At 68.6% G+C, this 17,584-nt stretch carries 18 protein-coding genes; 10 read left to right on the top strand and 8 right to left on the bottom strand.

Annotated features, from left to right (window positions below; genetic code table 11):
- Window positions 1–80 precede the first annotated feature (80 nt).
- The 3 genes from CKO31_RS14995 to ubiK all read right to left on the bottom strand — a co-directional run bounded on the left by CKO31_RS14995 (window position 81) and on the right by ubiK (window position 4,017).
- The gene (locus CKO31_RS14995; protein ID WP_200239039.1) at window positions 81–2,054 is read right to left on the bottom strand and encodes an ATP-binding cassette domain-containing protein; all 1,974 of its coding nucleotides are present in this window, start codon (window positions 2,052–2,054) and stop codon (window positions 81–83) included.
- A gap of 2 nt (window positions 2,055–2,056) precedes the next feature.
- Entirely contained in the window at window positions 2,057–3,616 is a 1,560-nt protein-coding gene (locus CKO31_RS15000; protein WP_200239042.1) for a YifB family Mg chelatase-like AAA ATPase, read from the bottom strand.
- Window positions 3,617–3,690: 74 nt separating this feature from the next.
- Window positions 3,691–4,017, bottom strand: coding sequence for a ubiquinone biosynthesis accessory factor UbiK (gene ubiK / locus CKO31_RS15005; protein WP_200239045.1), 327 nt, complete (start codon window positions 4,015–4,017; stop codon window positions 3,691–3,693).
- A gap of 310 nt (window positions 4,018–4,327) precedes the next feature.
- On the opposite strand from ubiK, the gene CKO31_RS15010 reads away from it, so the two are divergent.
- From CKO31_RS15010 to CKO31_RS15020, 3 genes are all read left to right on the top strand, one after another.
- Entirely contained in the window at window positions 4,328–5,146 is an 819-nt protein-coding gene (locus tag CKO31_RS15010) for a TorF family putative porin (protein WP_274607759.1), read from the top strand.
- Between the two features lie 83 nt (window positions 5,147–5,229).
- A complete protein-coding gene (locus CKO31_RS15015; protein ID WP_200239048.1) occupies window positions 5,230–5,568 on the top strand; it encodes a P-II family nitrogen regulator in 339 nt (112 codons plus the stop codon).
- A gap of 25 nt (window positions 5,569–5,593) precedes the next feature.
- A complete protein-coding gene (locus CKO31_RS15020; RefSeq protein ID WP_200239051.1) occupies window positions 5,594–6,865 on the top strand; it encodes an ammonium transporter in 1,272 nt (423 codons plus the stop codon).
- A gap of 85 nt (window positions 6,866–6,950) precedes the next feature.
- Here CKO31_RS15020 and vapC read toward each other — a convergent pair whose 3' ends face one another.
- From vapC to CKO31_RS15035, 3 genes are read right to left on the bottom strand one after another with little or no spacing between them, the layout of a single operon-like run.
- Window positions 6,951–7,352 (bottom strand): type II toxin-antitoxin system tRNA(fMet)-specific endonuclease VapC, encoded by a 402-nt coding sequence (vapC, locus tag CKO31_RS15025; RefSeq protein ID WP_200239054.1) that lies wholly within the window; start codon window positions 7,350–7,352, stop codon window positions 6,951–6,953.
- Window positions 7,349–7,825: an antitoxin gene (locus CKO31_RS26515; RefSeq protein ID WP_207148026.1), complete on the bottom strand. Its 477-nt coding sequence runs from the start codon at window positions 7,823–7,825 to the stop codon at window positions 7,349–7,351. The genes vapC and CKO31_RS26515 overlap by 4 nt, the downstream gene beginning before the upstream one ends.
- A gap of 51 nt (window positions 7,826–7,876) precedes the next feature.
- Window positions 7,877–9,268: an OprD family outer membrane porin gene (locus CKO31_RS15035; protein ID WP_200239056.1), complete on the bottom strand. Its 1,392-nt coding sequence runs from the start codon at window positions 9,266–9,268 to the stop codon at window positions 7,877–7,879.
- Between the two features lie 518 nt (window positions 9,269–9,786).
- Between CKO31_RS15035 and CKO31_RS15040 the strand changes: the two genes are divergently transcribed.
- From CKO31_RS15040 to CKO31_RS15055, 4 genes are all read left to right on the top strand, one after another.
- Entirely contained in the window at window positions 9,787–10,755 is a 969-nt protein-coding gene (locus tag CKO31_RS15040) for a metal ABC transporter solute-binding protein, Zn/Mn family (protein ID WP_200239059.1), read from the top strand.
- Window positions 10,752–11,573 carry a metal ABC transporter ATP-binding protein gene (locus CKO31_RS15045; RefSeq protein WP_200239062.1) on the top strand — a complete coding sequence of 274 codons (822 nt, stop codon included), beginning with the start codon at window positions 10,752–10,754 and terminating at the stop codon, window positions 11,571–11,573. Before CKO31_RS15040 ends, CKO31_RS15045 begins: the two co-directional genes overlap by 4 nt.
- On the top strand, window positions 11,566–12,414 hold the full coding sequence (locus CKO31_RS15050) for a metal ABC transporter permease (protein WP_200239065.1): 849 nt from the start codon (window positions 11,566–11,568) through the stop codon (window positions 12,412–12,414). The genes CKO31_RS15045 and CKO31_RS15050 overlap by 8 nt, the downstream gene beginning before the upstream one ends.
- 303 nt (window positions 12,415–12,717) lie before the next feature.
- Window positions 12,718–13,173: a Fur family transcriptional regulator gene (locus CKO31_RS15055; protein ID WP_200239068.1), complete on the top strand. Its 456-nt coding sequence runs from the start codon at window positions 12,718–12,720 to the stop codon at window positions 13,171–13,173.
- Window positions 13,174–13,195: 22 nt separating this feature from the next.
- On the opposite strand, the gene CKO31_RS15060 is transcribed toward CKO31_RS15055, so the two are convergent.
- Window positions 13,196–13,336 carry a hypothetical protein gene (locus CKO31_RS15060; protein ID WP_200239071.1) on the bottom strand — a complete coding sequence of 47 codons (141 nt, stop codon included), beginning with the start codon at window positions 13,334–13,336 and terminating at the stop codon, window positions 13,196–13,198.
- On the opposite strand from CKO31_RS15060, the gene CKO31_RS15065 reads away from it, so the two are divergent.
- Window positions 13,335–13,919 (top strand): DUF2796 domain-containing protein, encoded by a 585-nt coding sequence (locus CKO31_RS15065; RefSeq protein ID WP_200239074.1) that lies wholly within the window; start codon window positions 13,335–13,337, stop codon window positions 13,917–13,919. The genes CKO31_RS15060 and CKO31_RS15065 overlap by 2 nt on opposite strands.
- On the top strand, window positions 13,916–14,659 hold the full coding sequence (locus CKO31_RS15070) for an ABC transporter ATP-binding protein (protein WP_322789151.1): 744 nt from the start codon (window positions 13,916–13,918) through the stop codon (window positions 14,657–14,659). Before CKO31_RS15065 ends, CKO31_RS15070 begins: the two co-directional genes overlap by 4 nt.
- 164 nt (window positions 14,660–14,823) lie before the next feature.
- On the opposite strand, the gene CKO31_RS15075 is transcribed toward CKO31_RS15070, so the two are convergent.
- Window positions 14,824–15,696 (bottom strand): LysR substrate-binding domain-containing protein, encoded by an 873-nt coding sequence (locus CKO31_RS15075; RefSeq protein ID WP_200239077.1) that lies wholly within the window; start codon window positions 15,694–15,696, stop codon window positions 14,824–14,826.
- A gap of 162 nt (window positions 15,697–15,858) precedes the next feature.
- On the opposite strand from CKO31_RS15075, the gene ilvD reads away from it, so the two are divergent.
- The gene (ilvD, locus tag CKO31_RS15080) at window positions 15,859–17,541 is read left to right on the top strand and encodes a dihydroxy-acid dehydratase (protein WP_200239080.1); all 1,683 of its coding nucleotides are present in this window, start codon (window positions 15,859–15,861) and stop codon (window positions 17,539–17,541) included.
- Window positions 17,542–17,584: the final 43 nt, after the last annotated feature.

The raw sequence follows: 17,584 nt of genomic DNA on the forward strand, positions 1-17,584 counted from the left end.
GCTGGTGCAGCGTCGCGGCAAGGATGCCGCTCCCACGTGAGCACGTGCATTGGATTGCGGTGCGCCAGTGATCGGGCGCGTCAGTCGGGCTGTTGCAGGGCTTCCAGCTCGGCGGCGGCATCGAGCCAGTCGGCCTCCGCCTGCTCCAGCGCGGTGTCGATGCGCTGCTTGTCGGCGAGCAGGGTCAGCAGCCGCGGCTTGGCGTCCTCGGTGTAGAGGGCTGGGTCTGCCAGGGTTTCCTCCAAGGCGTCGCGCTCGTTGCTGAGGCGCTCGACGTCGGCCTCCAGCTGTTGCACCCGTTTTTTGGCCGGCTGCAGCCGGGCGCGCTGCTCCGCCTCGCGCCGGCGCTGGTCCTTGCGGGAGGCGGCGGCCTCGCCGCCGCCGGCAATCGATGGGGTCGCAGTTGATTGATCATCCGAGGCGGCGCCCGCTAACCCGGCTTGCGGCTGGGCCTGCTCCTTGTTGCGCGCCGCGAGCCAGGCCGGGTAGTCGTCGAGGCTGCCGGCGAAGGGCTCGACCCGGCCGCCGTCCACCAGCAGCAGGGTGTCGCAGGTGACCCGCAGCAGGTGGCGGTCGTGGGAGACCAGCACCAGGGCGCCGTCGAAGCCGAGCAGGGCCTCGCTCAGCGCGAGCCGCATGTCGAGGTCCAGGTGGTTGGTGGGCTCGTCCAGCAGCAGCAGATTCGGGCGCTGCCAGACGATGAGGGCCAGCGCGAGCCTGGCCTTCTCGCCGCCGGAGAAGGGCGCCACGGCCTCGGTGGCGCGGTCCCCCTGGAAGCCGAAGCCACCGAGGAAGTCGCGCAGCTGCTGCTCGGTGGCGGCCTTGCCGCCCGACTGCGCTGCGGCGGCCTCCAGGCGCTCCAGGTGCTTGAGCGGTGAGGCGGCCGGGTCCAGCTGGTCCACCTGGTGCTGGGCGAAGTAGCCGATCACCAGCCCCTGCCCCAGTTCGCGCTGCCCGGCGCGCGGCTCGACCAGCCCCGCCAGCAGCTTGATGAGCGTCGATTTGCCGGCGCCGTTGGGCCCGAGCAGGGCGATGCGATCCTCCGGGCGCAGGCTCAGGCCGACGCCGTCCAGCACGGTGGCGTCGCCGTAACCGGCGCGCACGCCCTCCAGGCGCAGCAGCGGGTCCGGCTTGGCGGCGGGCTGACGGAAGGCGAAGCGAAACGGCGAGTCCACGTGCGCAGGCGCAATGAGCTCCATGCGCTCCAGGGCTTTCAGGCGGCTCTGCGCCTGGCGGGCCTTGGTGGCCTTGGCGCGGAAGCGGTCCACGAATGAGCGCATGTGCGCGATCTCGCGCTGCTGGCGCTCGTGGGCGGCCTGCTGCTGGGCCAGGTGCTCGGCGCGCTGGCGCTCGAAGGCCGAGTAGCCGCCGGTGTAGACCTTGAGGCCGCGGCGCTCCATGTGGCAGATGTGCTCCGCCACGGCGTCCAGAAAATCGCGGTCGTGGGAGATGAGCAACAGGGTGCCCGGATAGGCCCGAAGCCAGCCCTCCAGCCAGATGACGGCATCCAGGTCCAGGTGGTTGGTGGGCTCGTCCAGCAGCAAAAGGTCCGAGCGGCACATGAGCGCCTGCGCCAGCGCCAGGCGCATGCGCCAGCCGCCTGAGTAGCTGGACACCGCCCGATATTCGTCGCCCACGGCAAAGCCCAGGCCGTGCAGCAGCCGCGCCGCCCGGGACTCCGCCGTGTAGCCGCCGATGGCCTCGAGCTGCCCATGCAGGGCCGCCTGCTGCACGCCGTCGCCGGCGACCTCGGCCTCGGCGAGCCGGCGCTGGACCTCGCGCAGCTCCGTGTCGCCGTCCATCACCAGCTCGATGGCCGCACGCTCGCCCCCCGGCGTTTGCTGGGCCACATGGGCGATGCGCCAGTCCGCCGGCAGGGAGACCTCCCCGGCATCCGGCTGCAGCTCGCCGCGCAGCAGCGCGAACAGGCTCGACTTGCCGCAGCCGTTGGCGCCCGTCAGTCCGACCTTCTGGCCGGCGTGCACGCGCAGGTCCGCGCCCTCCAGCAGGAGCTTGGGACCCCGGCGCAGCGTGACGGCGTCGAGCTGCAGCATGCTCAGGCGCCCTCGCCCGCTTGCTGCGCCGCACCGCCGCGGTCGAGGCGGCGGTAGCCGATGGCCTCGCTCAGGTGCGCGACGCCGATGGCCTCGCTGTCGGCGAGGTCGGCGATGGTGCGGGCCACCTTCAGGATGCGGTGATAGGCCCGGGCGGACAGCGAGAGCCGGCGCATGGCCTCGGTCACCAGCCGGCGGCCCTGCTCATCGAGCGGGCAGTGCTGCGCCAGGGCACCGGCGTCCAGCGCCGCGTTGGCGCAGCCGGCGCGCTCGAGCTGGCGGGCGCGCGCCTGCTCCACCCGGCTCCGCACCGCCGCGCTGGGCTCGGGACCCGGCTCGGAACTGGTCCCGGCACCGGCAACGCCCGCGGTCAGGCGCTCCGCCGGCAGCCGCGGCACCTCCAGCTGGAGATCGATGCGGTCCAGCAGCGGCCCGGAGATGCGCGCGCGATAACGGGCCACCTGCTCGGCGGTGCAGCGGCAGCGCCCCTGGGGGTCGCCCAAGTAACCGCAGGGGCAGGGATTCATGGCCGCCACCAGCTGGAAGCGGGCGGGGAATACCGCCTGGCGGGCGGCGCGGGAGATATGGATACGGCCGGACTCCAGCGGCTCGCGCAGCACCTCCAGCACGCGGCGGTCGAACTCCGGCAGCTCGTCGAGGAACAGCACGCCCAGGTGCGCCAGCGAGATCTCGCCGGGCCGCGGCGTGCCGCCGCCGCCCACCAGCGCCACACCGGAGGCCGTGTGGTGGGGCGCGCGGAAGGGGCGCTCGCGGAAGCTCGCCGGGTCGACTTCGTCCTGGCCGCTGACGGAGCGGATGGCGGCCACCTCCAGGGCCTCGTCGTCGTCGAGGGCCGGCAGGATGCCGGGCAGGCGGTTGGCAAGCATGGACTTACCCGTGCCGGGCGGGCCGACGAAGAGCAGGCTGTGGCCGCCGGCGGCGGCGATCTCCAGGGCGCGCTTGGCCTGATCCTGTCCCTGCACCTCGGCGAGGTCCGGGTAGCTCGGGCGCTGGCAGTGCGCGGCGGGCACGGTGTGAGGTGTGATGACGGCATCGCCGTTGAGATGGGCACAGATCTCCAACAGGTGCTCGGCGGGCAGGATCTCCAGGCCCTCCACCAGGGCCGCCTCGTCGGCATTGGCCCGCGGCAGCACCAGCGCGCGCCCGGCGGCCCGTGCGGCCAGCGCCGCCGGCAGCACGGCGGAGACGGGGCGCAGCGCGCCGGTGAGCGCCAGCTCGCCGAGGAGCTCCAGCCGCGGCAGTTGCCCGGTCCGCACCTGCCCGGAGGCACCGATGATACCCACCGCAATGGGCAGGTCGAAGCGCCCGCCCTCCTTCGGCAGGTCCGCCGGGGCCAGGTTGATGGTGACGCGCCCGGCGGGAAAATTGAAGCGACCGTTGACGATGGCGCCGCGCACGCGGTCGCGGCTCTCCTTCACGGCCATCTCCGGCAGCCCGACGATGGACAGGGCGGGCAGGCCGCCGCCGGCGTGCACCTCGACACAGACCTCCGGGGCGCGGATTCCCTCGCGGGCGCGGCTGTGCAGGACGCAGAGGCCCATGGTGCAAGCGGGGCGTTGCTCGATCGGCGGCGGCGGACCCGCGGCGCCCGGCCGCGGCTGGGCGCCGAACGTGCTCAGGCCGACGGCGGCTCGGGATCGGTACCGGCAGGCGCCCCGGTGTCGGCCGGACTGGTAGCGGCTGTCTTTGTAGCGCTCGGGTGGGACGCCGCCTCCAGCTCCGCCACGCGTGCCGCCAGAGCCTCTAGCTTGGCACGGGTGCGGGCCAGCACGGCGGCCTGTACATCAAACTCCTCGCGCGTCACCAGGTCCAGCCGCCCGAGCCCGGTTTCCAAGGTGGAGCGGAAGCCGCGGCTTAGGTCTTCACGCAACACCTTGAGGCCCTCGGGCATGTTCTCGGCGAGGCGGCGGGCAAGGTCGTCCAGCTGTTTCGGCTCCAACATGAGGCGGACTCCAGCAGTCTGCGGTGGTGTTGGGAAGGGATTATAGGGCTTCGATCTCTGCAACGTTGGGACAGCGCCGCGCCCGATTTTCGTGCGCGATTTCGGGTCTGCCGCCACGCAGACGCACCATCTTGGTGCACTCTGCCTGTTGGCCAGAGGCAACACAAATGCTCAGAATCGTGTGTTTTTAGGCACATTTGGCTGTTGGCACACCGAGTGCTTACAGGGTCCTTCGGAATCCGCCCGAGCGGCGAATGACACCCGGGCCGGCGTCAGTCCGCGCCCCATACGCACTCAAGAGGTAGACAGCATGAAAACAGCAATGATTCGCACCGCCGCCGCAGGCACCCTGGCCGCCATGTCGCTGGCATCCATGAATACGGCCCTCGCCCAAGACCCCTGGGCCTTCAGCGCCAATATCGGCGCGGTGTCCAACTATATCTGGCGCGGCGTCACCCAGACCGGCGACCAGGCCGCCATCCAGGGCGGCCTAGACGTGGCGCACGAGAGCGGCTTCTACGCCGGCACCTGGGCGTCGAACATCGACTGGGACGAAGGCAGCTCTGAAGCAGTCACCCTGACGCCAGTTTTGGACGACGGGGGGCAAGTGGTCGTCGATCCGGTCACCGGTGCACAAACCTTCACCGCAGAGACCGTCGGCGCCGACCCGGACTCCCCCAACTACGAGCTGGACCTCTACGCCGGCTACGGCTTCGCGGTCAACGATGACCTGAGCTTCGACCTCAGCACCATCTACTATGCCTACCCGGACGGCCGCGACGTCGACTTCTGGGAGATCGGTGCCAGCGGCACCTACAAGTGGTTCACCGCCGGACTCGCCTACACCGCTTGGGGCGAGGCGGACGACGATGCCGCCTTCTCTGAGGGCGATCTCTACTACTATGGCTCCATCGACGTCGGCCTGCCCTATGACTTCGGCCTCAGCCTGTTCGGCGGCTACTACGACTTCGACACCGAAGACGGCGGCGTCGACTACGGCCACGGCGGCGTCTCCATCAGCAAGGAGGCCGGCGACTTCGGCACCTTCAGCTTCAATTACGACCAAGTCGGCCGCGAAACCTACGACGACGACCCCAAGTTCTGGGTCGGCTGGGTGAAGGAGTTCTGACGCCGCCGCGCACCTGATCCCGTCCTTTCCCCCGGCGCCGGATCGACCTGGATCCGGCGTCACCCCCTCAAGGAGCGCAAACCATGAAGCTGATTTCAGCCATCATCAAGCCGTTCAAGCTCGACGACGTCCGCGAGGCGCTCGCCGACATCGGCGTCTCCGGCATCACCGTGATCGAGGTCAAGGGCTTCGGCCGCCAAAAGGGCCACACCGAGCTCTACCGCGGCGCCGAGTACGTCGTCGACTTCCTGCCCAAGATCAAGGTCGAGATCGCCGTGGACGATCCGCTGGTGGACCAGGTGATCGAGGCCATCACCGGGGCCGCGCAGACCGGCAAGATCGGCGACGGCAAGATCTTCGTCGCCGACCTCGAGCAAGTCATCCGCATCCGTACCGGCGAGACCGGTCCGGACGCGCTCTGAGCGACCCGACGGAGGCATCGATCCGATGGAAGAACCAACCATTCAACTCGCATACGCACTCGACACTTTCTACTTCTTGATGTCCGGCGCCCTGGTCATGTGGATGGCCGCGGGCTTCGCGATGCTCGAGGCGGGCCTGGTGCGCGCCAAGAACACGGCCGAGATCCTCACCAAGAACGTGGCGCTGTTCGCCGTCGCCAGCATCATGTACATGCTGATCGGCTACGGGATCATGTACCCGGCCGGCGGCAACGGCATCGTGCCGGAGATCTCCTGGTCGTTCATGTTCATGGACGCCGGCGCCGACAACGCCGTGGACGCCGTGCTGGCGAGCGACGGCGACATCTACTACTCCGGTCTGGCGGATTTCTTCTTTCAGGTGGTGTTCGTGGCCACGGCCATGTCCATCGTCTCCGGCGCGGTGGCCGAGCGCATGAAGCTCTGGGCCTTCCTGCTCTTCGCCGTGGTCATGACGGGCTTCATCTACCCGGTGCAGGGCTACTGGAAGTGGGGCGGCGGCTTCCTGGACGCGCTCAACTTCCAGGACTTCGCCGGCTCCGGCGTGGTGCATCTGGCGGGTGCGTCGGCGGCCCTGGCGGGCGTCATCCTGCTCGGCGCACGCAAGGGGAAGTACGGCAAGGACGGCAGTATCAACGCCATCCCCGGCGCCAACCTGCCGCTGGCCACCCTTGGCACCTTCATCCTCTGGCTCGGCTGGTTCGGCTTCAACGGTGGCTCGCAGCTGATCGTGTCCAACATCAGCGACGCCAACGCCGTCGCCGGCATCTTCGTCAACACCAACATGTCCGCCGCCGGTGGCCTGGTGTTCGCACTGATCACCGCCCGGCTGCTGTTCGGCAAGGCGGACCTCACCATGGCGCTGAACGGCGCCCTGGCGGGGCTGGTGGCCATCACCGCCGAGCCGCTGACCCCGACCCCGCTGGCGGCGACCCTCATCGGCGGCGTCGGCGGCGTCATCGTGGTGTTCAGCATCGTTACCCTCGACAAGCTGCGCATTGACGACCCGGTGGGTGCCATCTCGGTGCACGGCGTCGTCGGCATGTGGGGCCTGATGGCGGTGCCGATCACCAACACCGGTGCCGGCTTCGGCGCCCAGGCCATTGGCCTGGTCACCATCCTCGCCTGGGTCTTCATCACCTCCTTCATCGTCTGGCTGCTCATCAAGCTGATCATGGGCATCCGCGTCAGCGAAGAAGAGGAGTACGAAGGCGTGGACGTGGGCGAATGCGGCCTGGAGGCCTACCCAGAGTTCATGGGCGCTCGCGGCAGCACCTGACGCTGCCGCTCAGGGACGACCGCGCAGGGATGCGCAATCATGCTTGCACGCGGGGCCTTCGGGCCCCGTTTTTGCGTTGGCTGCCCTAAAGATTGACCCAGTTCTCGCAGCGCAATCCGTGAACGCGCTCGAATTCCCTCAGGTTGTTCGTGATCAGGGTGAGCTTGCCCGCCAGGGCGTGGGCTGCGATCAAGGTATCGAGCGAGCCGATCGGTGTTCCCGCATGCTCGAGCGCAGCTCTGACCTGGCCATAGACCCAGACGGCATCCATGCCGAACGGTAGGATTTCCAGCGGCGCAAGGAACTTTTCCAGTGCAGTCCGATTGCGTGCGGAGCCGCTCTTGGCAACCCCAAACGCAAGCTCCGCAGCGGTGATGGATGAAACCCCTACATCGCCCAGCGCCAGCTGCCGAAATCGCTCCATAACCGCCGGCGGCTTCCGGTTGATGACGTAGATGCAAGTATCGGTATCGAGGAGAAACCTCACTCGCCTAGATCCTCTCGCGCGGGCTGCTCGGGCTGCGCGCGCTCAAGGACAAAACCCTCCTCGAACTCGTCCAAGCCCTCTTCCATCAGCTGCCAGGGGTTGTCGAGCGGCAGCAGCAGCACCGCCGAGCCGAGGCGCTTGAGAGCGACCTCTTTGCCCTCGAATCGGTATGCTTTCGGCAGGCGTACAGCTTGGCTGCGCCCTGACTGGAAGATCTTTGCGGTGTCCACGGTCGAGCCTCGATTGCGAGCGATATCTATCACATGATAGATATCAAGCTCGCTGACCTCAACCTTGCGACAGGGCCGTTCATGGCCCTGCTGAAGACGCTCGCTATCGGCAACGAGGAGGCCTCCCGCGGCGATACGCGGCCGGCCAAGACAGCCGCCGCAACCTGCAACGGCTGCTGGAGCGGCGGCTGCTCGGGGCCTGAAACAGGCTGCGGCTCGGTCGGTGGGCCAGGCAAGCGCCATCCCTGGCTGCCGGCGCCGCGCGGAAGCGGTGCCGGAGACGCGCATGTCCCCTCAGAACTGGTAGGTGGCGATGAGCCGCCAATGGCTCATGGTGGCATCGGCCTTGGCGCCGCTGCGCGGATTGACGAAGCCGTCGTATTCGCTGGTGCGGTTGGCATAGAAGGTCTTCAACGCCAAGCCCTTGACCTGCTTCGGCTTCCACACCAACACCAGGTCTATCTCCTCGGCATCGCTGGTGGGCTCCGCCCGCTGCGTAAGGCCGGGCACGACACCGACGGTGTCGGACTTGCCGTAGTCGAAATAGGCGGCCATGAACACCAGCCCCGGCATGATCATGTACCTGCCGCGCAGCCCCCAGGCGTCGACGTTCTCACGGTAGGCGTTGCGGGAGAAGATGGAGCTGGTATACGCCGGATCGGCGCCGAAGCTGTTCAGAAAGGCCGTGTCGCCGTCGGAGTGGTTCCAGAAGGCGTGCACGGACCACTTCTTCTTGGGCCCGAGCAGACCCGCCTTGAGGCCGTAGAGGTTGTAATCCAGCTCGCCGCTGCCGAAGTTCTCGCGCACCGCGACCGGCCCCGGGATGCCGGCTGGACCGCCGCCGACGTCGTCCTGGCGCAGATACTGGGCACCGAGGTCCAGCTTGAGCCCGTTGAGGGGCACCTTGGCATCCACGTGCGCATAGAGCTCGTTGGCGATGTCGTCGATGTAGGCGTTCCAGATACCCAGAGTGGTGTGCGGCAGGCCGCCATAGGTGACAGAAGCCAAGGTCATGCCACTGATGTCATCGGCGTCGGGGCCGAGCGCGATCTCGCCGAGATCGAAGAACCTGGCCTGCCCAAGGCCGGGCTTGTTCGGCTGCTGGGAGGCGCCTGCGGTGCCCGTGCCCTCGCCGATAAAGCCCCAGTCCGTCATGGCCCGGGAGCCGAATGACATCTGGGTGATCTGCCCGAGGGAGATATCCAGACCCTCGATGGGCTTCGCGCCCACGCGCAGCGCCGTGTAGGAATTGGGCACGTGGTTGTAGGTAAGCTTGGTGAGCGGCGTGTCGATGGGCGCACGCCCAGCAAAGGCGTAGAGCTGCTTGTCGCCATAGGTGACGTTGACCGTAGTGAGCTGCCCTTTCTGTGCGCCATCGTCGGCGATGAACAGGCCACGGGCGGGGCGCTCGGCGTCGAAGTCCGTGGCGCCGAAGATGTCGCCGTTGAGGAAAGCCGCTGTCGTGAGCTTGAAGCCGTTCCACTTGGGGCTCTGGTACTTGCCCATCAGCGAATAGGAGCTGCCGCTGTTCGGGTCCCAGCCGTTATCTTTGGCGGTGAGGACCGTTATGGCGCGCAGCCGGGCCGTGAAGGTGCCGTAGTCGGTACCGCCGTAATTCAGGTCATAGGCAGCGGCAGCGCCGGCGGCACTGCAGCCGATCGCCGCGACGATCAGGCGTTTCAGCATCTCTCGTCTCCTTTGTTGTGGTCGTTGCGGGGTTTGGGGCCCGTCGTAGGGCCTCGTTGTTGTGTCGAGCCGATTGTGCGGACTCTGCGACAGAGCCTAGAGCAACCGTGGCAACAGGGTAGTGCCAAAAAGCCAAAATGCGGCTTTTTCGAGACAAAAGCCGTCATTGATATGATCTCGATCAAGATTCTCTGAGCACTGCGGCACCACACAAGTTGCGCGCATGCCACGCAACGGCGGTGCACTAGCGATGCCGTCCGGGTCGGCCCCCGCACGCGGCCCCGTCTATCCCCGTCGCCCAGGTCGTCAGCGTGCGCACCGAGTGCCCGTATGCGCCGCTGCATCTCGGCGTCCGCCGCCGCATCATGGTCGCCTGGCGCTGCGACCGGGGAGCCCCAACTCCACTCCCGAAGGCGGCGACGTATTGTTATACTGTTGCAACAAGCGGTCGGAGTACCCGCCGCTGCCTGTCGGCCGCCGACGCTATTACTCTAGTCATTGCCCGAGCACCCGAAGCCATGTTCCGCCAACGCGCTGCTCATTCCCCTGCCCAGCCCCCCCGGCGCAGCGCCGGTCTCCTGTCGTGGACCCTGCTCGCCATCGTGCTCGCTGTCGCGTCAACGGCGGGCGCCGCGCAGTCGGCGTCCAACGGGCTGTCCGTCTTCGCCAGTGTGCTGCCGCTGGCCAACTTCGCCGAGCGCGTCGGGGGCGAGCGCGTGCAGGTGCACACCATGGTGCAGCCGGGTCACAGTCCGGCCACCTATGAGCCCACGCCCCGACAGATCACGGCCCTCGCCGAGGCCGATTTGTACTTGCGCGTCGGCGCCCCCTTCGAAGACGCCTGGATGAAGCGCATCCGCTCCACGAATCCGGACATGCGCGTCGTGGACCTGCGCAACGGCCTGGACCTGCGTGCGCAGCCGAAGCACGACCACGGCGACAGCCACCACCATCAACCTGACCAGCCCGCCATGGACCACCACATCTGGACCAGCCCGCAGCTGGTGCGGCAGATGACGGAGACCATCCGTGACGCCTTCAGCGAGCTGGACCCGGCGGGCGCCTACATCTACGCCGTCAACCAGGCCGCCTTCGACGCCGAGCTGGCGGCGCTGGATACGAAGCTGCAAGAGCGCCTGAGCGGTCTCGATAACCGCAGCTTTCTCGTCTACCACCCCGCCTGGGGCTATTTCGCCGACGCCTACGGCCTGACCCAAGTCCCCATCGAGCAGGAAGGCAAGGAGCCCGGCGCCCGCCGGCTCACGGCGCTTATCGAGCAGGCGCGGCAAGAAGATGCTCGGGTGATCCTGGTCCAGCCGCAGTTCGATCAGCGCGCCGCCGAGCAGGTGGCACGCGCCATCGACGGCCGGGTGGAGACGGTCGACCCGCTGTCACCGAATTATGCCGCGACGCTGCGCCGGCTCGCGGACATCCTGGTGGCGGCGGACAGCGGTAGGGGCCCCACCGGCGAGGCGCAGGCGCAATGAGCAATGGGACGAATCGGGCACGCGCCGCCGGGACGGGCGAGCCACCTGCTATCGCCATCACGGGCCTGCACTTCGCCTATGGTGAGGTGCCGGTGTTGGAAGACGTCGATCTGGAGGTGTCGCCCGGCGAGTTCCTCGGCGTCGTCGGCCCCAATGCCGGCGGCAAGAGCACGCTGCTGAAGCTGATCCTCGGCCTGCTGAAGCCGAGCGCCGGGCGCATCCGCGTGCTCGGCGAGCCGCCACGGCGCGCGCGCAAGCGCATCGGCTATGTGCCACAGTACCCGGGCTTCCCGCGGGAGTTCCCCATTAGTGTCGAAGACGTGGTGCTCATGGGCCGCTTTGGGCTGGGCTGGCGACTCGGCCCCTGGACCCGGGATGACCGCGCGGCGGCCGCGGCGGCGCTGGACGAGGTGGAGGCCCTGGACCTGCGCGAGCGCCAGATCGGCACCCTCTCCGGCGGTCAGCTGCAGCGGGTGCTGCTGGCACGCGCCCTAGTGGGGGAGCCGCGGCTGCTGATCCTGGACGAGCCGACGGCGAACATCGATCAGCGCCTGGAGGGCGAGATCTTCGAGCTGCTGGCACAGCTGAACCGCCGGCTCACCATCGTCGTGGTATCCCACGATATTGCCTTCATCTCGGCATACGTCAGTCGCGTGGCCTGCCTGAACCGCACCCTGGTCTGCCACGCCACCGACAGCATCGACGGCCAGACCATCCAGGACCTCTACGGCGAGCACGTGCGCCAAATCCAGCACGATCACGACCACGGCGAGCCGCTGGCGCTCGGTACCACCCGGGAGCATGGCCCCCATGGCTGAATTTTTCGCCGCGCTCACCGAGCAGGCCTTCCTGCGCCAGGCCCTACTGGCGGGTCTGCTGGCGAGCCTGGGCTGCGGGCTCATCGGGCCCTTCGTGGTGGTCAAGCGCATTGCCTTCCTGGCCGGCGGCATCGCCCACTCGGTGCTCGGGGGCATGGGCGCGGCGCTCTACTTCGGCTTCGACCCGCTACTGGGGGCCTTGGCGGCCGCCGTGGTCTCGGCGCTGCTCATCGGCTGGGTGCGGCTCACCTGGCGCACGGGGGAAGACACGGCCATCGGCGCGCTGTGGGCCATCGGCATGGCCGTGGGCATCCTGTTCATCTCCCGCACGCCCGGCTACACCACGGACCTGATGAGCTTCCTGTTCGGCAACATCCTGCTGGTGCCCACGCGCGAGCTCTGGTTCATGGCGGCGCTGGACCTGCTGTTGCTGGCGGTGGTGGGGCTGGGTTACCGGCACTTCATCGCCGTCACCTTCGACGAAGAATTCGCGCGGCTGCGCGGGCTGCCGGTGGCGGCGCTGTACCTGCTGCTGTTGGTGCTGGTGGCGCTCACGGTGGTGTTGATGATCCAGGTGGTGGGCCTGATTCTGGTGATTGCCCTGTTGACCCTGCCGGCGGCCGTGGCCGGGCAGTGGACCCACTCCATCACCAGCATGATGGTCGCCGCCACACTGCTCGGCGCCGGGCTCACCAGCGGCGGGCTGGCGCTATCCTATGCGCCGGACCTGCCGCCGGGGCCGACCATCATCCTGCTGGCGGGGGCGCTGTACCTGGTCTCGGCCCTGGTGGTCGGTGCGCTGCGGCGGGTGCGGACGGCAGCGCCCAAGCGCGACAGCTGAACGCCGGGCCTGTACGCATGGTGGTAGAGCCTCTCGGGTACCCTAAGGGTGGACAAGCGCAGCGCAGTCCACCCCCTCCCGGGCGGCGCTCGGTGGACTTCGCTGCGCTCGTCCACCCGGGTTGCGCTTACGATCGGGGTCTGCGCCGCGATGCGCCGATCGGAGCGAGCCGAAAGCCGACCGAATGGCTTAGGATCGCTCGCGACGGCCGTGGCGCTTTCGACCGCGTCCTAGCTGCCGGTCCAGGGAATCGGGCGTACGCGCCGTTGCCTACATACCAATCCGAAACCCTTTGACCGCGCGATGGACGAAACCACCCTCACCCATGCCCTGAGCCGCGCCGAGGCCCTGTGCCGGGAGCGCGGCGTGCGCCTGACCAAGCAGCGCCGGCGGGTCTTGGAGCTGGTGTGCCGGGCCAACCGGCCGGTGGGCGCCTACGAGCTCCTGGATCAGCTGCGCGACGGCGGCTCGGCGGCGCCGCCGACGGTGTACCGGGCACTGGACTGGCTGCTGGCCCAGGGCCTGGTGCACAAGCTGGAGACCCTGCACGCCTTCATCGGCTGCACCCACCCGGAGCATCCGCATGCGAGCCAGTTCCTGATCTGCAACGGCTGCGGCGGCGTCACCGAGCTGGAAGACCAAGCCATCGCCGGCAGCCTGGCCTCGGTGGCGGCGGAGAGCGGTTTTCGTCCGTCGCGGCCGGTGGTGGAGGTCATCGGCACCTGCTCCGACTGTGCACAGAAGGATGGCGAGGAGTGAGGTCGATCCAACCCGCCGAGCCCTAGTCGGGATCGGGATCGGGATCGGGATCGGGATCGAGGTCGGAAGTCGGATCGATTTCGATCGCGATAGCGATAGCGATAGCGATAGCGATAGCGATAGCGATTCTGAAGTTTGCTGCGTCATAGAGAGAGCCATCCATGTCTGTACCGCATAACCAACCCCGCCGCATCCGGTGGCTGCTGCTCGCAGCCCTCTTCGCCGTCACCGCGCCAGTAACCGCCGGCGATGACCATGATCACGGTCATGACCACGGACATCGCCAGCACGACGCCCATGTGCACGGTGTCGCGGCGCTGAACGTCGCCGTGGATGCCGACACCCTGCTGGTGGAGCTCGACACCCCGGCCGCCAACGTCGTCGGCTTCGAGCACCCGCCGCGCAACGACGCCGAGCGTGCGGCCATCGCCGAGGCCCGCGAGACCATGGCGGACGGCGCCGCGCTCTTCGTGCCCAACAGCGGCGCCGAGTGTGTGCAGATGTCCCACAAGGTGAGCCTCGACCTCGGCAGCCCCGGGGACCATGCGCATACCGACGGCGAGATCCATGCCGACGCCCACGGCGAATGGGCCTTCACCTGCGCCAAGCCGGCCTCGCTGAGTCAGCTGGACGTACAGCTGTTCGAGATCTTTCCGGGCAAGGAGAAGCTGCGGGTGCAGCTGATCACGCCGAGCGGCCAGCGCGGGGCCGAGCTGACCCCGGACAGTCACAAGCTGGACCTGTGAGCACGGCCGCTGCGGCAGCGGTGCCCGATGCGCCGGGGCCGATCGTTCAGCTCGAAGGCGTGCGCTTTCGCTGGCGCCGCAAAGGGCCGAACATCCTCACCCTGGACGGGCTCGTCGTCGGCCGCGGTGAGCGCGTCTTCATCGAGGGCCCAAGCGGCAGCGGCAAGAGCACGCTGCTGGGCCTGCTGGCCGGCGTCACGGTGCCTCAGACCGGCACGGTGCAGGTGCTGGGCGAGCGCTTATCCGCCCGCTCAGGCGCCGAGCGCGACCATTTCCGGGCCGACCACATCGGCTACATCTTCCAGCAGTTCAACCTGATCCCTTACCTCGGTATCGTCGACAACGTCGTCCTGCCCTGCCGCTTCTCAGCCAAGCGCCGCGAGCGTGCCCTGGCCCGCTCCAAGGGCCTGCGGGCCGAGGCCAAACGCCTGCTCGGGCACCTGGACCTTGCGGAGCCGGCGCTGCTGCGCGAGCCGGTGACGTCCCTGAGCGTCGGCCAGCAGCAGCGCGTCGCCGCCGCCCGCGCGCTCATGGGCGCACCGGAGCTCATCATCGCCGACGAGCCCACGTCGTCGCTGGACGCCGACCGCCGCCGGGCCTTCGTGCAGCTGTTGTTCGACGAGTGCAAAGCCACCGGTGCGACGCTGATCTTCGTCAGCCATGATGCCTCGCTGGAGCCGCTATTCGACCGCACCCTGCGGCTCGCCGAGGCGAACCAGGCCGTCGGCAGCCGCCCCTGAGCGGAGCACGGCCACGAGCCTCGGTCCTGCATCAGCACCCGGCGCCCACGCACGGCACCCGGGCGGCGTCGACTGCACTGGGACCGCCCTCCAGTCCCCAAGCCAGCGCCTGACGCACATCGGCTGGAAGCCGGCGGTCCCAATCGTTGACGGCTCGACCGTCGTCAGGCCGCCCGCGGCGGCGTCTCCATGAACAGCTGCTCCAGCAGATCGCCGATGCGCGTCTGCCGGGCATGGCGCAGCACCACGTCCACCGGCGGCAGCGACGGCAGGCTCGCCGGCGGCGCGATGACGGCGGTGCCCGGCACCAGGGCATGCTCGGTGCGCGCGGTGACCCCGAGACCGTTCTTCACCGCCGCCATCAGCCCTGGCAGGCTGGTGGTAGTGTAGGCGACACGCCAGGGGATGCCGGCCGCGTTCAGGGCATCCACCGCCACTTGGCGAAAGGTGCACGGCGGCGAGAAGGTGGCCAGCGGCAGCGGTGAAGCGCCGTCCCAGATCGGCGTGGCAACCGCGGCCTCGGCGCCGATCCACCGAAGCTGCGCCTGCCCGAGCACCCGCCCGCCACCGGCGGCGCCCACATGGCACACCGTCAGGGTCAGGTCGTAGTCGCCGCGCTCGAAGCCGGCGGCGAGGTCCTGCGCGAAGCCCGTGTGCACGTGCAGCCGCACCCGCGGGTAGGTGCGTGCGAACTGGGCCAGCAGCTCCGGGAAGGGGCCTTCGGACAGCCCCTGGGCCACGCCGAGGCGCAGCTCGCCCTCGATGGCGCTGTCCGCCACCGCGGCGACGGCCGCCTCCTGCATGCGCAGCAGCTGGCGGGCATGGCCGACGAAGCGCTCGCCGGCCGCCGTGAGCCGGCGCTTGCGGCCCTGGGCCGTGAATAGCGCACAGCCCAGCTCCTGCTCCAATCGGCGCACCTGCTGGCTCACCGTGGACTGGGTCTTGTGCAGCTGCCGGGCGGCGCGGTTGAAGCCGTCCAGGTCCACCACGGTGACGAAGGTGCGAAGCAGCTCGGTGCTGAGATTGGGGGTGGCCATCGTTCGCCAATCATGAATAGCAAGCGCAGAAAATATCATTGGAACGATTGATTCGCTCCGGCTAGCTTGTATCCCGTCCCAAGCCAGTCCGGGGCCGCGGATGCCGCCCAAGCCCCGCCGCCACCACCCACAAACCGGGGTCCACCCCAGAGGTCCGCCACCATGGAAAAGAAGCTGAACCGCTACAGCGCCCGCGTCACCGAGCCCAAGGCCCAGGGCGCCTCCCAGGCCATGCTCTATGCCACCGGCCTCACTGAGGACGACTTGGGCAAGCCACTCATCGGCATCGCCGGCGTCTACCTGGAGGGCAACCCCTGCAATATGCACATGCTGGACCTCGCCGCGGAGGTGAAAGCCGGCACCGACGAAGCCGGCATGGTGGGCATGCGCTTCAACACCATCGGCGTCTCGGACGGCATCAGCATGGGCACCCGCGGCATGAGCTATTCGCTCCAGTCCCGCGACCTCATCGCCGACTCCATGGAGACCGTCTGCGGTGCCCAGTGGTACGACGGGCTGATCGCCCTGCCGGGCTGCGACAAGAACATGCCGGGCTCGGTGATGGCCATGGCACGGCTCGACCGCCCCGGCATCATGGTCTACGGCGGCACCATCAGGGCCGGACACGGCAAGTCAGGCCAGCCGCTGGACATCGTCTCGGCGTTTCAGAGCTACGGCCAGTTCATCGCCGGCACCATCGACGAGGAAGAGCGCCAGGACATCGTCCGCCACGCCTGCCCGGGCCCCGGCGCCTGCGGCGGCATGTACACCGCCAACACCATGGCCTCGAGCATCGAAGCCCTCGGCATGTCCCTGCCCTACAGCGCTTCCACCCCGGCCACGGACCCGGGCAAGTCCGAGGAATGCCGCCGCGCCGGCGAGGCCATGCGCACCCTGCTGGAGCGCAACATCAAGCCCAGCGACATCATGACCCGCGCCGCCTTCGACAACGCCCTGGCGGTCGTCATGGCCCTCGGCGGCTCCACCAACGCCGTGCTGCACCTCATCGCCATGTCTCGGGCCATCGGCGTGAACCTGACCCTGGAGGACGTTCAGGCGGCCTCGGACCGCACGCCCTACCTCGCGGACTTGAAGCCCAGCGGCAAGTACGTGATGGAGGACCTGCACCAGGTGGGCGGCACGCCGGCGGTGATGAAATACCTGATGTCCTTTGGGCTGATGCACCGCGACTGCCTGACGGTCACCGGCCATACCCTGGAGGAGAACCTCGCCGACTTGCCGGGCCTGGACGCCGACCAGCAGATCGTCATGCCGGTGACCAAGCCTATCAAGGAGACCGCCCATATCCAGATCTTGAAGGGCAACCTCGCCCCCGAGGGCGCCGTGGCTAAGATCACCGGCAAAGAGGGGCTCCAGTTCCAGGGCCCGGCGCGCGTCTTCGACGCCGAGGAGGACATGCTCCACGCCCTGGAGGACGGCAAGATCCAGAAGGGCGACGTCGTCGTCATCCGCTACGAGGGCCCCAAGGGCGGCCCCGGCATGCCGGAGATGCTCACCCCCACCAGCGCCATCATGGGCGCCGGCCTCGGCAAGGACGTCGCGCTCATCACCGACGGGCGCTTCTCCGGCGGCTCCCACGGCTTCATCATCGGCCACGTCTGCCCGGAGGCCCAGGAAGGCGGCCCCATCGCCCTGCTTCAGGACGGCGACACCGTCACCATCGATGCCGGCGAGCGCCTGCTGGCCATGGACGTGGACGACCAGGAGCTTCAGCGCCGCCGCGCCGCTTGGACCATGCCGCCCTACAAGGCCACCCGCGGCACGCTCTTTAAGTACATCAAGACCGTGAAGCCGGCTTCGGAGGGGTGTGTGACGGATGAATGAAGTGCGGAGTACGGGGTACGGGGTACGGGGTACGGGGTACGGA

Source organism: Thiohalocapsa halophila (genome assembly GCF_016583825.1).
In the GTDB taxonomy this organism is placed as follows: domain Bacteria; phylum Pseudomonadota; class Gammaproteobacteria; order Chromatiales; family Chromatiaceae; genus Thiohalocapsa; species Thiohalocapsa halophila.

Excerpts from the sequence above, each read along its gene's own strand:
- CKO31_RS15050 (WP_200239065.1), top strand. The coding sequence starts at position 11,566 with ATGGCTGAATTTTTCGCCGCGCTCACCGAGCAGGCCTTCCTGCGCCAG.
- CKO31_RS26515 (WP_207148026.1), bottom strand. The coding sequence starts at position 7,825 with ATGGCGCTTGCCTGGCCCACCGACCGAGCCGCAGCCTGTTTCAGGCCC.
- CKO31_RS15075 (WP_200239077.1), bottom strand. The coding sequence starts at position 15,696 with ATGGCCACCCCCAATCTCAGCACCGAGCTGCTTCGCACCTTCGTCACC.
- CKO31_RS15035 (WP_200239056.1), bottom strand. The coding sequence starts at position 9,268 with ATGCTGAAACGCCTGATCGTCGCGGCGATCGGCTGCAGTGCCGCCGGC.
- CKO31_RS14995 (WP_200239039.1), bottom strand. The coding sequence starts at position 2,054 with ATGCTGCAGCTCGACGCCGTCACGCTGCGCCGGGGTCCCAAGCTCCTG.
- CKO31_RS15000 (WP_200239042.1), bottom strand. The coding sequence starts at position 3,616 with ATGGGCCTCTGCGTCCTGCACAGCCGCGCCCGCGAGGGAATCCGCGCC.
- CKO31_RS15010 (WP_274607759.1), top strand. The coding sequence starts at position 4,328 with ATGAAAACAGCAATGATTCGCACCGCCGCCGCAGGCACCCTGGCCGCC.
- CKO31_RS15055 (WP_200239068.1), top strand. The coding sequence starts at position 12,718 with ATGGACGAAACCACCCTCACCCATGCCCTGAGCCGCGCCGAGGCCCTG.
- ubiK (WP_200239045.1), bottom strand. The coding sequence starts at position 4,017 with ATGTTGGAGCCGAAACAGCTGGACGACCTTGCCCGCCGCCTCGCCGAG.
- CKO31_RS15015 (WP_200239048.1), top strand. The coding sequence starts at position 5,230 with ATGAAGCTGATTTCAGCCATCATCAAGCCGTTCAAGCTCGACGACGTC.
- ilvD (WP_200239080.1), top strand. The coding sequence starts at position 15,859 with ATGGAAAAGAAGCTGAACCGCTACAGCGCCCGCGTCACCGAGCCCAAG.
- CKO31_RS15060 (WP_200239071.1), bottom strand. The coding sequence starts at position 13,336 with ATGGATGGCTCTCTCTATGACGCAGCAAACTTCAGAATCGCTATCGCT.
- CKO31_RS15065 (WP_200239074.1), top strand. The coding sequence starts at position 13,335 with ATGTCTGTACCGCATAACCAACCCCGCCGCATCCGGTGGCTGCTGCTC.
- CKO31_RS15040 (WP_200239059.1), top strand. The coding sequence starts at position 9,787 with ATGTTCCGCCAACGCGCTGCTCATTCCCCTGCCCAGCCCCCCCGGCGC.
- CKO31_RS15045 (WP_200239062.1), top strand. The coding sequence starts at position 10,752 with ATGAGCAATGGGACGAATCGGGCACGCGCCGCCGGGACGGGCGAGCCA.
- CKO31_RS15020 (WP_200239051.1), top strand. The coding sequence starts at position 5,594 with ATGGAAGAACCAACCATTCAACTCGCATACGCACTCGACACTTTCTAC.